The 15,339-nt window shown below is 44.5% G+C and carries 13 protein-coding genes; 2 read left to right on the plus strand and 11 right to left on the minus strand.

Features of this window, described 5'->3' with window-relative positions; genetic code table 11:
• Window positions 1-16 precede the first annotated feature (16 nt).
• From V7S65_RS12055 to V7S65_RS12085, 7 genes are all read right to left on the minus strand, one after another.
• Entirely contained in the window at window positions 17-1,201 is a 1,185-nt protein-coding gene (locus tag V7S65_RS12055; RefSeq protein WP_336386964.1) for a fasciclin domain-containing protein, read from the minus strand.
• An 11-nt stretch (window positions 1,202-1,212) separates the two neighbouring features.
• The gene (locus V7S65_RS12060; RefSeq protein ID WP_336386962.1) at window positions 1,213-2,298 is read right to left on the minus strand and encodes a fasciclin domain-containing protein; all 1,086 of its coding nucleotides are present in this window, start codon (window positions 2,296-2,298) and stop codon (window positions 1,213-1,215) included.
• Window positions 2,299-2,316: 18 nt separating this feature from the next.
• Window positions 2,317-3,498: a hypothetical protein gene (locus tag V7S65_RS12065; protein ID WP_336386961.1), complete on the minus strand. Its 1,182-nt coding sequence runs from the start codon at window positions 3,496-3,498 to the stop codon at window positions 2,317-2,319.
• Window positions 3,499-3,506: 8 nt separating this feature from the next.
• Entirely contained in the window at window positions 3,507-5,219 is a 1,713-nt protein-coding gene (locus tag V7S65_RS12070) for a hypothetical protein (protein WP_336386960.1), read from the minus strand.
• An 11-nt stretch (window positions 5,220-5,230) separates the two neighbouring features.
• The gene (locus V7S65_RS12075; RefSeq protein ID WP_336386959.1) at window positions 5,231-8,674 is read right to left on the minus strand and encodes a TonB-dependent receptor domain-containing protein; all 3,444 of its coding nucleotides are present in this window, start codon (window positions 8,672-8,674) and stop codon (window positions 5,231-5,233) included.
• Between the two features lie 79 nt (window positions 8,675-8,753).
• Window positions 8,754-9,662 carry a FecR family protein gene (locus V7S65_RS12080; protein WP_336386958.1) on the minus strand — a complete coding sequence of 303 codons (909 nt, stop codon included), beginning with the start codon at window positions 9,660-9,662 and terminating at the stop codon, window positions 8,754-8,756.
• 71 nt (window positions 9,663-9,733) lie between these two features.
• Window positions 9,734-10,294 (minus strand): RNA polymerase sigma factor, encoded by a 561-nt coding sequence (locus tag V7S65_RS12085; RefSeq protein WP_336386957.1) that lies wholly within the window; start codon window positions 10,292-10,294, stop codon window positions 9,734-9,736.
• 266 nt (window positions 10,295-10,560) lie between these two features.
• On the opposite strand from V7S65_RS12085, the gene V7S65_RS12090 reads away from it, so the two are divergent.
• Both V7S65_RS12090 and V7S65_RS12095 read left to right on the plus strand, forming a co-directional pair.
• A complete protein-coding gene (locus tag V7S65_RS12090) occupies window positions 10,561-10,713 on the plus strand; it encodes a hypothetical protein (RefSeq protein WP_336386956.1) in 153 nt (50 codons plus the stop codon).
• A 364-nt stretch (window positions 10,714-11,077) separates the two neighbouring features.
• Window positions 11,078-11,314, plus strand: coding sequence for a hypothetical protein (locus V7S65_RS12095; RefSeq protein ID WP_336386955.1), 237 nt, complete (start codon window positions 11,078-11,080; stop codon window positions 11,312-11,314).
• A gap of 586 nt (window positions 11,315-11,900) precedes the next feature.
• On the opposite strand, the gene V7S65_RS12100 is transcribed toward V7S65_RS12095, so the two are convergent.
• From V7S65_RS12100 to V7S65_RS12115, 4 genes are all read right to left on the minus strand, one after another.
• Window positions 11,901-12,167: a hypothetical protein gene (locus tag V7S65_RS12100; protein WP_336386954.1), complete on the minus strand. Its 267-nt coding sequence runs from the start codon at window positions 12,165-12,167 to the stop codon at window positions 11,901-11,903.
• A gap of 244 nt (window positions 12,168-12,411) precedes the next feature.
• A complete protein-coding gene (locus V7S65_RS12105; protein WP_336386953.1) occupies window positions 12,412-12,825 on the minus strand; it encodes a hypothetical protein in 414 nt (137 codons plus the stop codon).
• Window positions 12,815-13,372, minus strand: a complete 558-nt coding sequence (locus V7S65_RS12110; RefSeq protein ID WP_336386952.1) for a TlpA family protein disulfide reductase — start codon at window positions 13,370-13,372, stop codon at window positions 12,815-12,817. The genes V7S65_RS12105 and V7S65_RS12110 overlap by 11 nt, the downstream gene beginning before the upstream one ends.
• A 31-nt stretch (window positions 13,373-13,403) precedes the next feature.
• Window positions 13,404-15,014: a hypothetical protein gene (locus V7S65_RS12115; protein WP_336386951.1), complete on the minus strand. Its 1,611-nt coding sequence runs from the start codon at window positions 15,012-15,014 to the stop codon at window positions 13,404-13,406.
• Window positions 15,015-15,339: the final 325 nt, after the last annotated feature.

The raw sequence follows: 15,339 nt of genomic DNA on the forward strand, positions 1-15,339 counted from the left end.
TGGCTGCTTTTAAAAATTATTGTTTAAAGAGATCTCCTACTTCGTGAACAACACCATTGATCACTCTTATATCCCTGCTCTTTAAACTGATGTAAGGATAGTTGGTGCCTATTCTTCTGACGCCGGGCTGACCGTTGTTGTTAATAAACGATAAACTGATCCGTGTTGGCGGGTTGTTATAAGGCTGTCCTTTAAAAAGCATTAGTCCACTGAGTTGGGCAGCATTCAGCGTAAGGTCGTTGCTAAAGAAAACCGGTCCTACGCGGGCCTCTATACCACTCAGCTGGGAGGCGTTGAATATTTCCGGTCCGCATGCCATCAGAATGGAATCCATAGCAGTTACCGGCTGTTGCCAATACATATTTTCATCATAGTCGGGAGAAGGCAACGGCCAGGAACGGAGGCAGTATTGCAGGATATCATCTGCATTATGAAAACCATTTTTTATAAACGCATCGTTGTTGGGTGCGAACAGGGTGAACTGTGCCAGCGATGATGATGATTTCAGCAGTGGCAGTGAACTATTCATCCAGATGGACTGGTACAGGCTATCGTTCACAAGTAATGCAGCTACATACAGGCTGAAACGCGGCTGACTTTGCAGGTACTCCCACATGGACTGCTGTGGTTTGCTGATCAGGTGATCAATGGGATATATTACGCCATTGGTACCTTCCAGTTGTTGTCCCCATTTGCTGAGGGCCACACCATTGACTATCAGGCTATCGCCGGATTTTGCCAGGAACTGGAAATCCACGTAATCATTGTACCAGTTTTCCCTGTCGGCGAAAGAACGGGATGACAGTGTTGCTGCCGGCGTACTGCCTTTTACGGCGGTAATATTTTCCGGCAACAGGCGGGCGGGCATTATGTAGTAGGATAATAATTCATCCAATACGGCCACATCTGCCGCCTTTATTTTTTCCAGTGTCCAGCCTGCTTCGTCAAAAGCTTTATCCGTGGGTACAATGAGGGTATAAAAGCCTGCACCATCCTGGTTTACTTTCTGATCCATACCCGAACGCTGCCATGCTTCACGGAAACGGGTAAACGAAGAAGCAGCCAGTTGTTGTTGCCATGTTTTATCCGGACCTGATTCATGCGGCACAGGTTCACCTACCGGTTCCGGTTCTATGTCCTGTTTGCTGCAGGCCGCAAAAGCCAGGAGCAGTAATAAGAGCAAAGATATTTTTGATGTCATCTGTTTCGTTTTTATTGCTTCATTAAATCCGGGTTCAGGAAAAGGTCATCTATTACATGTACGATGCCGTTGCTACATTTATGATCTGCATTTGCGAGACCGTTCAGGTAGTTTACATTGGAGGGGCCGTCCTCGTTCGGGTACCAGTCGGCCGCTTTCTTTTTTAAAACACTTATAAAAGAAATTTCCTGACCGTAATAACTATTATACGAATACCCGAGTGCAATGCCATACCCTCCTGCTTTGATGGCTCCCTCACCCAGTGTAGCACTACCTGCAAGCAGATAACCATCTGTAGAAAAGACGTGCATAGGTCTCATTTCTACCGGGTAAATAGCAAAGGTGATGGCCTTATAATCAGCAGGATTCATGCTGGCAATCTTTTCAGCTGTGAGTCCGTATTTCAGGAAGGCGCTATTGGCCGGTGCGAAAACCGTTAATGGTTTATTTGTTTTAAGACCGTCCCATAAATTGAATTGTTTCATGGCAGCAGCAAATAAAGTTAAGCTGGTATCTGCGGCGATATAGTCCTGTACGGTGCCCCGGGTGAGCTTCAGCGGCTTGGCAAGGATATGCAGCACCCCATTGGCTAAAGCGATATTTCTTTTACTTTCCTTGAGGATCAGCGCACCATTTACAAACATGTCCAGGTCTGGCGAGATAGTGGCTGCTTTCAGGGTAGATACATATATTTCGTCTCCGGAAAGGGTAAGATACCTGTTATCTATTTGCTGTGGGAAGGTGGTGGTAAAGTAGCGGTTACGGATCATATGATAACGGAGCATAGACCGCAGACTATCCACCTCCATTTTAGCGACATCTCCCGGACCTGTAATACCCATTTTATTGAATGCCGCATTATCCGGCGCAAAAAAGGTAAAGGGGCCGCCCTGATTCAGCGTATCCAGCAGGCCTGTTCTTTTCAGGGCAGCAGTTAAGATGCTCAGGTCATAATTATTTTCAATAAATGCACCCATTGCGCGCGGCGTGGTTGTTCTGTCAATGGGCGGAATGAGATTATCTTTCCGGCAGCCCGTTACGAGCGCCAGCAGCAGCGATACTGCCATGAACTGTTTTATGATAGAAATATTCAGCATATCGAAATAATAAAGACGTTAATAAACCGGCGGTGCAAACTTGCGCTGGATGGTAGTTACATACATCCTGCGGTTGATATACTCCACCGTATTGACCGTAGCAAATGAGCGGGGATTATTGGTACCGGAATGGATACTCACTACCAGCCCTGTACGCAGATCACATTTTATCCTGAAAGGCAGATAGGCATTTCTGCCGGATTCACCATAATCGCCCATGATCACGGCAGCATAAACACCTACCGGTATAAAAGCCGGGTAGCCCAGGTTTTCCGGGGTAAAACCGGGGGCGTAAAATCCGAACTGCTGGCTCATGTTGCCTGTGAAGATTTTATTGCTGCTGGTATCCGCAAATAAAGGGAAGCTGTAATAAGGCGTTACTTTAGGTTCCAGGGAATAAATGATCTGTCCTACCGGTATGCCCTTGTAACCCGGCAGCGCCACGGGAGCGCCATTTGCCGCCAGTTTATTGAGCGAGTAGTAAACGTTCATGGTGTCGCTTAGCTTGGTGTTGGACAGGTCCTCATTTGGCACTGCATCGGGCGCTTTCGTATAAAAATTGGCTGCGCTGAGGTTATAGAAGTTTACATATACCATAGAATCAGCGAAGGGTTGTTTCGGAAATGTTTCCTTACGCAGGTACATAAACGGTTGCTGGCTGGTATATTCTTTTATCAGTGCATGCATCGTATATACTTCCCCCGCACTCAGGTCTATCGTGGTGTCAATCAACGTAACACCCCGTTCCATTTTATCCAGTTCAAAGTAGGGTGTGTTGTTCAGTGGCCGGGTACGGAAAACAATATGATGCTTACCTGAGGGCACCTGCGCCCAGCTCGAAAGGTCATATCCATTCACAATGGGAGCTGCCAGCACTCTTTTAGTACCCGGATATTCTTTTTGCCACAGTACATTACTGGCGGCATCGGGATAAGGTCTTGCCCAGTCGCTGCGCCGCTCCAGGAAGTCGCCTGTGATAGCAGCGCTGACAGGTACCCCGGCATCATCCATTACGGGATCTACCAGGAAGGTGAGAAATGGTTGCGGCGCATCTTTGTTATCAAGATTGGTAGTAAATTCAAGGCAGTTGAATACCCGCAGGTAGGCGGGATTATCCAATACCACATAGTCCGTTTTGCGACAGCCGCTGAAGAACAGTGCGGCCAGTAGTAGTGGCAGTAAAAAGTATTTATTATTCATAAGACTACTCAATTGTTATGTTTCACAATAATCATCCGGGCTTTTTCTGTAGCATTGGCGGCGGTGCTACCCAGCAGCACTACCGTATATATGCCTGGTTCGCTCTGTGGTAATTCCGGTGTTTTATATAATTCCGGGCGGGCAATAAAATCACGGCTTTTCAGCGGCGTGATGTTGCGCAGCCAATCGCCGGGGGCAATACCGGGCCTGGAGGCGTAGGCCATTACCGGTTGCGAAAAATTGACCATCTGCATCACATAGGGAAGATCGGTTACTGCTTTTGCGAAATAAATATGTTGATACGCCAATGCGGAAACCGCACTAAATGGCTGTCCGTTACCCTGTGTAAAAGCGACCTCTTCCAGGTCCGGGCAGAAATTCATGAAGCGGATCCAGAAAGGATACACAGCTTTCAGTATACTGTAGGTACCATCATCCGTAGCAGTACCGTCATAGTATTTTCCACTGAGGTTATTGGCGGAAAAAGTAATTGCGGCGCTGCCATCTTTACGGGTATACAGCCAGGCTGTAAAATTATCAGCGGGTTGCATGGCCAGATTACTTTCGGCTAATACCTGACCGTTTTCATCCAGTGCTTTTACTATATGCGTACCCGTTATATACCGACTGTAGGTGGTTTGTTGGGTAAAGGCTAATGTACTGCCCATCGGCTGCCCGTCTACCTGCCAGGTAATCTTTTTCCCTGCGGCTACATTCACACCCTGTAAACGGGCGTAAGTGATATTCAACGGTTCAGGAATATCTGCAATAATACGGAAGGTGTTATTTTCTGATTTGTAGGTTTCCCCATTAGGGTTACCGGTTGGGATGTTAGCCTCGTAGGTACTTGATACTACGATGGTATAAATACCTCCGGGCTGAAATGTTTTCAGTGGTGCGTAGGTAAGCCAGGTATCTTTATTACCGCCGATGCCGGGTGTACCGTTTATATCCATCAGGGTGCCGGTAGCCGGGTTGAAAAGATTATAAATGGTTCCGCCGGCCGGTACTTCTTTTCCTTCGTTATTCAATACTTTGAACTGGTAGGTACCATAGGGTATTTCCACATAATCAGAATATTTGCCGGGGGCGATGTTGCTGAGGCCGGGCACACCGGTGCCGTCGGCCAGCGTGAGCGACATAGGCCCGGTACGGAAAATACCCGGAGGAATACTTCCGGTAATCGTGGAACTGAGATTCAGCAAACGGACCTTAAATACAGCCGGATCTGCCGCCGGTGATATACCCCGTGGGATCACGAATAAAGAGTCCTGAAAACCGTCCGGATTGGGTCTGAAACGTACAAAGTAATAATCGTTCGGATGTGCATCATCCTCTTTTGCGCGGAAGGGCCGGGGCGCCGGCACCGCATTTTTAACAGACAGACTGCTGAACATTATACTATCTACCCAGCCGCTGGCTTTCACCTGCTCCCGGGGAATACTATATGTTAACCCTAAACGGCCTGTTTCCGGGAAATATGCGGTACCGCGTGTTTCATTAAGGCCATAATTTCCTTCTTTATCGGGCTGCAGGTAGCTGGTGAGGCGTTGTCCGTTCACCGACAATTCCGTGGCGCCTACCAGGTTAACCACGCGGATGCCGGAGGCGCTCATCGGGTATTGCACCACGCGGTTATCATAGCTGTAGTCGAGCTTTTTGCTGCAAGCGCTCATCATTACCGCCACCGCTATGAGTATATAAGTAATTTTCATTTTCATCATTCAAATTTTTACAGGTTAAAAGTCAATCCCAGCATAAATTCTGTTCCGCGGTAAAAACTTCTGCGTACATATTTCTTTCCGTAAAAATTCCCTCCTGTACCTGGGTTGGCGTATACTTCTTCCACTGGCCTGTCGAGTATATTTTTTGCATATCCTTTTAAGGTGAGGCGTTTCAGCAATTTTTGCGAGCCCACGAAATCCAGTACGGGATTAGGCCGGGAGTAGAGATCCGGCGTACCATCGAGGTTTACCTGGATGAGGCGCTCTCCTACCATGTTAAAAGTGGCCGTGAAATCGGTGCCTGATTTCGTGTTGTTGTAGTTCAGGAATACATTCACAGAATACGGCGCCTGTTCAAACAGCGGGCTGTTGGCCGGTGCGCGGCGATCAATAGCACGGGAAGATTCCAGGCGCTCTTTTGTTTTTTTGATTTCACTTTGCGCCAGCAGCAGGTTAGATCCCAGGAAAAGGTTTTTCATGGGCGCCCACAGCAGACCGAGGTTTTTTACTACTTCCAGCTCTATTCCATACACGCGTCCTTTGTTGGGATCGTTCTGAAACTCTATCGCAGGGAATTCGGGGAACCGTGCTTCCAGTCCGGACGAATTTTGTTTAAACACCTTTGTTAACTGGTTATCTATCTCCTTATAAAAAACCGAAGCAGACAATACCTCACCCGGTGCGGGGAACCATTCCCAGCGGAAATCGTAGTTAGTGGTTTGCTGGTTTTTCAGGTTGGGATTACCTACCACCAATGCAAACTGGAAAGGGTCAAAATCAAATACGTTGGTGAGTTCCCTCAGCTCCGGCCGGGCCAGCGTAGTGTTGTAGCCCAACCGGAAGTTCATATTCTTATTCAGTGTATAGGTAAGGTTAGCAGAGTAGTAAGGTTCGTAATCTGTTTTGTAGATAGAATTTGGTTCGGTATATACCAGGTTTATTTTGTTACCGCCGGCATCTGTAGCAGTAATAGAGGGATCCAGGAATACATTGGATGTATCTACTGCGGCTTGTATATCCGTCATTTCAAACCGTACCCCACCGGTGAGGCGCAGCTGTTCTGTCAGATGCAGGTCCAGCATACCATAAAACGCGCGGGTTTCATAGTAGCCTTTATAGTTATTAGGCGACTTCTGGATGTTGTACAGGAAGCCGCCACTGCGGGGGGCGCCTTCTTCATTATAGGAAGCAGGCGGACGGATACCAATACGATCGTAACCTACCAGCTGATCCAGCTGACCATTTACTTCATACAGCGGCAGTGCGCCGCCGGCAGAATAATTGGAACCCGGAAGATAGAGTACATTCTCTGAAAAACGCCTTCTCCGGTGCAGGTAGTTCACACCTGTTTTAAACTCCTGTTTTTTACCGAGGACTTTAAAAGGCAGTGTGATATCTGCTTTATAGTTGTAATTATTTTCCTTTAACTGGCGGAAACGGCGTCCGTTGGGATCAGCCTGGATGATACCGTAGGGGCCATATCCGTTTACATAACCTGATACCAGGGAATACAAGCCAGGTGAAGCCACAATGGGCGGCGTAGTGCCCGGTATATCTACTGCGCCGGGATGACTGGTACCGCCATTTACGCGATAGTCCGCCAGGTTTACAAAGCGATAGTCCGGATCATCCTGCGCCGACGAAGAGGTAGCGAGGTTGTAGCTCAGCTTTGGCGCGTATTCTTTTTTTGTGAACTTATGCTCCCCCTGGAGGTTGAAGGTGTTGAGTGTGCGATAGCTTTGGCGTAAGGAATACACGAGGTTATACACCTTTCCGGGCAGGCCGGTATATTCGTAGGCGCCGTGCAGGTTGCTGGCGCGTGTTTCCGCACCACGGCTACCCAGGTACTGCATACTTATTTCGTGCTGGGGGCTGAAGCGGTATGTGAGTCCACCCAAAAATCCATAGTTGAGTGTTTGTGTGCCGGTGTTTTCCTTATAATTTAAATACTTCCCAAGATTGATGTTGTTGGGGGTAATGTAGTTAGGGATTACACGGGGACTGTACAATGCGCTGTTGCCTGTTAACACGCCCTGGTATACGCTGTACTGGGTGAGCTGGCCGTCGTAAATATCGTTGGTGCGGTTATAATAATTGGCGCCGGCTATTAATCCTACCTGGTGTTTCTTAAATACCGTATAGCTGTTACCGTAAGTAACCGCATAGATCTGGTTCAGCGGCGCCGATTTATATTTTGTAGTGAGCACGGGATCGAAGCCGTGCATGATACCGCTGATGCGGTTGGCTTCCGCCAGCAGGGCCGGATCGTTGCGGCTGTTGGCGATTTTGCGCTGGATATCGCCCAGGCCGTTAGGGTACTGGTTGGACAGCTCCCGGAATTCCGGTGATAATCCTTTTGATTTTACCTTTTGCCCGAGAAAGCCCATGTCGCTGTTATAGAAGCTGTTCACTTTGCTGCCGGTTTGCGAGTTCATGCCGGTTTGCGCCGTGATGGTGAGCATTTCCCTGTCGGGCACCGACTTTGTTTTGAGCTCCACGATACCGGCAGCGGCATCGGCAGGTTTATCGGAGGTAGTGGTTTTGTAGATGGTGATATTGTCCAGCAGGCCGGCGGGCACCAGATCGAGTGGGATAGCGCTCCTGTCGGGATCGGAAGAGGCCAGGCGGATGCCGTTGAGCTGCCCGATCACGGAGCGGTCGCCGAGGCCGCGGATGGCTACATACTTATCGTCGGTAACCGTTACGCCCGATACACGTTGCAGGGCCTGGGTAGTGGTAATGCTGGCTGTTTTTTCGATGTTTTGTGCAGAGATCCCATCGGAGATCATGGCGGAGTTTTTACGGTCGTTGAGCAGCATTACTTCCGTGTTGGAGCGGCGGCGGGCATCTACCGTTACGCCGCTTAGTGTTTTGCTGTCGGGTTTCAGTTGCACCGATAACACCGGCGCGCTGCCGGCTTTGATCATTTTGGTAGCGTAGCCTACATAATAGATCACCAGTACATCGGTGGTATCTTTTACTTCCACCGAAAAGCGGCCGGATTCATCGGCCATCACTACACTGCCGGTACTTTGCGCCATGATTTCCGCGCGGGCGATGGGGGTGTTTTTTGTTGCGTCTGTAATGATCCCGCTGATGGTACGTTTCCGGGGTGCTGTTGATTGTTTGATAATGATTTTTCGTACCACTACTTTCCTGCCATCTACCGCTTCAAATTCCAACCCGGTATTTTGTAATAACCAGGTGATCACTTCCGCTACGGTTTTATTATTGAGATCGGCCGTATATTTTTTTTCCACCGCCTTCATATCGGCAGGATTGTAGAAGAAGGTAATGCCGCCCTTCTGCTGCACTGTCATGAAACATTTTGCGATGGGCTCATTCCTGAAACTGATGCTGATCTTTTTCTGCAGGAAGCTTTCCTGTGCCATTGCCGGCAAAGTAAAGCATAGCAGGACCCACATACATCCGTGTAAAATTTTTTCCTTCATTCGTTTGCGATTTAAAAAAGAAGATCCGTTACCAGCAGCTGTACGCCGATGGTTGTTAGCATTCCCGTTATGTTTGATGCTACTTAATTACGATGATGCCATTTTTGTTTTTGTGAATAGTTAGCCGGTACGACAGGGATATCACTTTCAGGATATCGTTCATGGTGTCGGTTTCCTCGAATGCGCCGGTGAATTTCAGGTCGCTGATAGCCGGCGCGGCTTTTATTTTTACGCCGTACAGCAGTTCTATTTCCCTGAAAACATCGTTCAGCGCTGATTCATTGAACAACAGCTTTTTGCTGGTCCAGCCGGTGTTTACTTCCGTTTGTTTATAGATATAGATGGTTTCCTTGTCGTATACCAGCTCCTCGTTTTCCGTGAGCTGCTGTACCGCCGCCCCGGCGGTGACCGCTACCCTACCCGTTTTCACGCTTACCTTTGGCTTTTCGATGCTGCTACTATCGGCCACTACGAAACTGGTACCCAATACCTTTACGCTTAAATGCGGACCGGTGATGATGAAAGGCGCTGTTTGCGGGGTGACTTCGAAGAATGCTTCCCCATTGACCGTGATGTTTCTTTGTTTGCCACGAAAGTACCGGGGATAAATAAGCGTGGTACCTCCATTGAGAATAGCTACCGAGCTATCCGGCAGGATTACCTTTTTTACCTGGTACTTCAACGCCGTAATGCTTTGCATGGGAACAGGATCCAGCCAGTTCTGCAACGCCAGCCGGTAGGTATAGGTAGCCCCGGTGGCTATGAGGATTAAGGCTGTAGCCGCATACCGCCATACCCTGATGCGTGGCGGCGCGATTTCCCTTTTCAGGTTATTCCACACCTCAAGGCGTTGCTCCTCCACATCAGCGGGCACCTGCTTTTCCTCCCAGGCTTTATCGAGGTAGGTGTTCAGCAACGTGGCTTCCCTGTGGGTGGCATTGCCCGACAGGTAATTACTGACCAATCTTTTAAACTGTGTGATATTCATCCGGAACATTCTTCTATAGATATGTTCCTTTGGAGGAGGTGTTTGTCCCGAAGAAGTACGTTAAGGAATTATTAACTCATTATTTCCGCGAGGATCAGGGCAGCTGCGATATGGTGCCGGAGCGCCTTCAATGCTATGTGCAGCTGGTTTCTTACTGTTTTTTCGGAGAGATTTAATTTCCCGGCGATTTCTGTGATGGATAGATGATGCCGGCGACTCAGCAGGAAGATTTCCCGCGTTTTTTCCGGTAAGGTGGTTAACTGGTTATCTATTTCTTTAAATACATCGGCGGTTTCCATCTTTTCCCAGATATCGTTTAACACCGGCATGATATATTCCTGCACACGGTCCAGCTCCTCCGGCCGGTTCATGATTTCCTTTAGCTTCTTGATAGACTGGAAGCGGACAGCCTGGTGGAGATAGTTTTCGAGGGGGCTGCTCAGATTCAGCTTTTCTTTCCGCGACCACAGGGAGATGTATACGCCCTGCACCACATCCTTTGCGTCGTCTTTATTGCCGAGGATTTTGAGGGCGAAGGCGTAGAGCGCCGGCCAGTGTTGATTGAAACACCTTTCGAATGCTTTTGTGTCACCGGTACGGATAAGCGCTATATCATCATGAGCATGCAGCATGGCATTGGTTTGAGCAACGGGGCGAAATTAGGGGATTTTGTTGGGGAGGTGGTTTAAGGTATTGTTATGTTTTTTGTTGGTGGGTGGGTTGCGGTGGTGTGGTATATTTTTTCCCTTTCTTTAACTTTTATATGAGATGCCTTACAGAAATATCTTCTTGCTGCCTGCATTCCTATGGGAAAGCAGAAAACCATCATAAAAGAGCAGGCGCAGTTTAAGTTTCAACGATTATGAAGAAAGCAAAATTCGCATTAATGACGGTGGGCATGATGTTCATAAGTGGCGGCGCCTTAGCGTACAGGGCCATGCGAGCAAACCTGGTTGGCTGGACTAATGGCGACGAAGCCGCGCAATGTAACCTGCCGACAACGATTTACAATACACAGCTGGCTGCCATCGGAGTCGCCGGTAAGGTTTAGTATTTCGGCGTTGCCGTATCCGTGCGCTACGACCTATACGGACCCGGGGTGAGTATTTTTATACCTTCAATGATTTGCGAGGGTATTTTTACTTTATGCGTGGAGATTGCAGGGGCTGTTGGTAAATTCAGTACATGATTAGAGCTAGGATTCTATTGTTGATTGTTGCGATGGCTGGAGTTACCGCCGGATTGCCGACGTATTATTATATGCCGGCGTATGAAGGAGGCGCGTGTACGGTGCGGACGATTATGCATAGGAGTGTGGTGGCTGATACGACGGTGTCTGGGAAGAAGGTGTTGCTGGCGAAGGAGCCTGGGGTTTGTAGGGTGTATGTTATTATTGGAGAGTAAATTTTATTGTTATGAAAAAAGCAAGAGTTGCGATTGGAGCGGTTAGCGCTGGCGGGATTCTCGCGTGTCTACTGAGTTGGCCTAGTAATCTGAAGAAATGTCCAGAAATTTCAACAACCATTCTCAACCCTAAGAATACTAGAACAATACCTAACCAGAAATCAGTACCAACTATATATCCACCACAAGCCGATGAGGAACAAGTTTGGTTAGCCTTAGAAATCAAACAATCTTATTCTATCAAATAAATTAGGCAGGTCTATCCCTATATATAAAAAATTTTAAAAAATGGTACAGGAATATCAGATACCTGATAAATTTAGTCAGACCGAACCCAAATTATAGGGTTGTCATACGTAACATTAAGTTTCAAGGATTAGTCTATTTATCAGATATCGCCTTAACGCTATTTCCACAGTTGTCCATTCAAATAATAGATTTTCATTAAAAAGATCTCCCTTTTCACTTGGGAACAACAGTTAGAGCTAAATCACTCGGCACCTTTCCTACCCTATCTAGATATTCTTTCCAAGTTTACCGCAGAGTTCCTTTCAATGAACAATTAGTAATGGTCTTAGATCATACTAGACTTATTGATCCCTAAACCCAAAAGACTCAATTACATTTCTGCATACAGTAAAGATACTTAAAATGCAATTCTATCATAATATAGTTTTTAAGGGAGTACGAAAATAAAAAATATAACAATAACATTGATCCTGTCATACTTCTCATCTTACTTTCCGTCAAAAAATTTATTTAGTAAGTGTAAAAATGTTCATAAGTAATCCAATAATAAACTGCGCAGTTTCATTATATGAATCCACCATTCAACTATGCGCTAAATGTCACCCTAGCAGTACAAGTAGTAGTTGGAATCTGAAATGCCGAAGAGTATAAAGTGGTAATCCAACCTCCCACAGTTACCGGCGTTAATTGTAAAAATTTCCCTACAACACATCCGACATGGGGTTGACCATCAATTATCGTTTGACCTAATGAATAAAATTGTCTTACTTGCCTATTGGCTTTAAATGCCAACGCACCACCGATAATTGTAAAAACAGCTATAGTAGCTAATGCAAACTTTGCTCTTCTCATAATAATAAATATTTTCAAATGAAAAAATCTCTTGTAAGCGCGCCTACTAGTTCAAATTGAAATAATAGTATGATCAGCCACAATTGCGGTAATAACTATATACGTTAATACAAAACACAAGTCTTGAACTGATGTAGATTAGAAGTCATCTCCTAATTTATACAAACCAGGAGATGACCCTTTACTATTGGGAAAACCTAGCAGGACATGCTTTTTCAGAGTCCTTATAGATATTTCATCCTAATTAACCATTATTTGTAACTCTAGCAGTACAAGTAGTGGCACCAACACTAACTGTAGAAGAATACAGTGTTGTAATAAAACCACCGGCCTGTACAGGTGTCAGTTGCAAGGTCTTGTCAATAACACAACCGCTTGCAGGTTGACCATCAATTATGGTCTGACCGAGTGAATAAAAGTGGTTTACTTGCCTATTAGCTTTAAATGCCAATGCACCACCGATAACTGCTAAAACGGCAACAGCTGTTAATGCGAATTTTGCTTTTTTCATAATGATAGATGCTTTTTGAATCAAAAAGCTAAACTTAATTTTTGTAAATATGCCTACTCGTTTATAATGGTTTTCGGCTTCGCCATTTTTGATAGATTTCTTACTTATAAGAACGCTATCTATGTTGCGCAACAATTTACTTCCCACTTATTGATTTTATCTGATCATATTTTACATTTCCTACAAATGCAGCATTTAGTTTCTTATCACTATTATAGATAGCTAAATATGGAATATTCTTTGCTTTATAATACTCTCCAAACTTAAATTTAAAATCGACGCCAATTGTTATATTGGGATATTTCCCAAGATGATAAGCATCAATAAATCTTCTGATGTCCAAAATATGATATGGAGAAATTAGATAAAATTGTATATTCTCCATGTGCCGCATATTAGAAACTATCTCAATCATTTCTAGTTGGCAGTATTCACAATAAGGTCCAAAGTAAAATAGAACCGTTGGCTTACCAGATGGGATTGACGCAATGTTAATAATGGTACTACTATCTGGAAGCAATAGTTCAATATTGGGTAATAATTCTCCTTCATGTCCAGTTATAAATTCCTTGATGTACTCTTTTGATTTGTTTTCACCTAATAATGGATAGTCGACGATTGAATTAGCTCCTATATATATTAGAAGACCTGAAATAAGACTTACTAAAATGACAAAAAATCTCTTTCTTTTCATACAACCTCATTACAGATTAAAAAATCGGGTGCTAAACAGCGGTAAGTTCCTTGTTAGAATCTCCAACCTTAGTACCTTTTCCGGTATCTTCCAGAGAAGACCCTTTAGCAGCTTTCACAAGGAACTCCACCAGCAAGAATGTAAAAGACAATGACACTAATATGGGGAATAACTGGAACCTAAGTGCTATCGGTGAAGCAAAGACGCTGAATCCAAAATTCACTACCCATAAAGAAACCACAAGCGCTAATCCATTCTTCAATTGCGGGGATTGCTTATGCCCTTGCAATAGTATAAAACTGATTATGCTAAGAACAAACACAACATTCATTGTCCCAGTCAATATAGGGTAGAAATCAAGTGTATTAACCTTGAAGTTCTTAAAGTGACAAGATATCTTATTGCTTTTATAGTTGAACCATATTTTAGCAGTTTCATTTACGCTATCAATTCCAGTACTATATTGATTTAAAAATTCAACTGGTGGTGCGTAATACTTCACTGCGTTTGGGATAAGATAGTATTGAGCAAACTCCCTCGGATATGATTTAATTAAAAATGAACCATACTCTTTCATTAGTGGAGCTACAGTAGACCATTTTCTTAAAGCGGTAGCCGTTGAATCATTTTTAAACTGATTCTCCATATACTGCGAAAGAGGTGAACTAGGATCCCACATATATACCGTGCTCGCAATCAGCGCTTCTGCAGGATGAGTTCTTATATCTCGACTTGAATCAAAATAATTACGGACCATTTTATCCAATCGTTCCAATTCAGGGGGAACTTTCTTTCTCTGAGCACTATCAACATACCTATAGGCGTACAACGCGTTATTTGCCATCTGCCAACCCGTAAAGGGCGTAAACTGCTTATGACCTGTTATTTCTTTATATTTTTTGCTCGTTGTTTGCACAAATAACGCAATTAATATGAGACTAATGCCAAATCCGATAAGATTCATCATTACTTTACGTCTAGCTAACAACAAGGCTATCCCGCCTATTATAGGATAAAATAACGCATTGTACCTTACTGTAAATGCCATAAAAAGTATCAACGCATTAACAACAATTAAACCCCTTGTTGGTTTATTCATTATCCATATCAATAGCGTGAACCATATTAGGCTAAGGCCTAAGAAGAAAGCATCGCTGGATATATAGTTAGCCAGATAAAGATATACAGGATTAATTATCATGAATGAGAATAAAAGTATCCTCGTTAATCTTGCCGAGCTATAAAAATAAAATAGCGTAAAAACTAATGCTAAAGTACTGCCCTCAAGTAGCAAATACTGAAAAGCAACGACTGCCGTATCAGAATGCGTAAAGACGCTGATTAATCGAAGAAATTTGGAATAACCAATTGGATACGTATTCACAACAAAATTATGATATGCCGACTCTAAATAAATATATGAATCGCCATTTATGAATCCGGCAAAAGGATAAAAAAACTTGAAAACAACAAATTGTAAAAGAATGACGAAAACACCAATTGCTAAAAATAATCTATTTTCTTTAGACCCCAATAGATACTCCTTAAACCCTGTTATAGGGAAATAGCCCTTCTTAATATTTTCTTGGTTATCAGCTTTCCTATCCGATATAGTTATTGCTTCTTGGTTATTTAGAGCCATAAATTCTGTATATCAATATATATTAATTACTTAAAAAAGTATTTCTTTATATAATCTATCTTTTATTTACGTGACGGCGCAACACAGGGTTACAACTGTTCTTCTTAATGAAAATCACAAAGAATAAACAATTACTCGCGTAATAACAGAGAATTGGGATCACGCTAAGTATTATCTTTCCGAAGCTCCATCCTTAACGAAAGAGATTCTGAAACAAACAAACTATCCTTAATGCACTAGTGCCACCTTCATGCGGAATTGATGTTGACATGGTTTAAGAGATTTTGAGGGTTCTCAATCTATTCTATGCGGACATACAATAGCA

The organism is Chitinophaga sp. CCNWYY40 (assembly GCF_037483205.1).
Classification (GTDB): domain Bacteria; phylum Bacteroidota; class Bacteroidia; order Chitinophagales; family Chitinophagaceae; genus Chitinophaga; species Chitinophaga ginsengisegetis.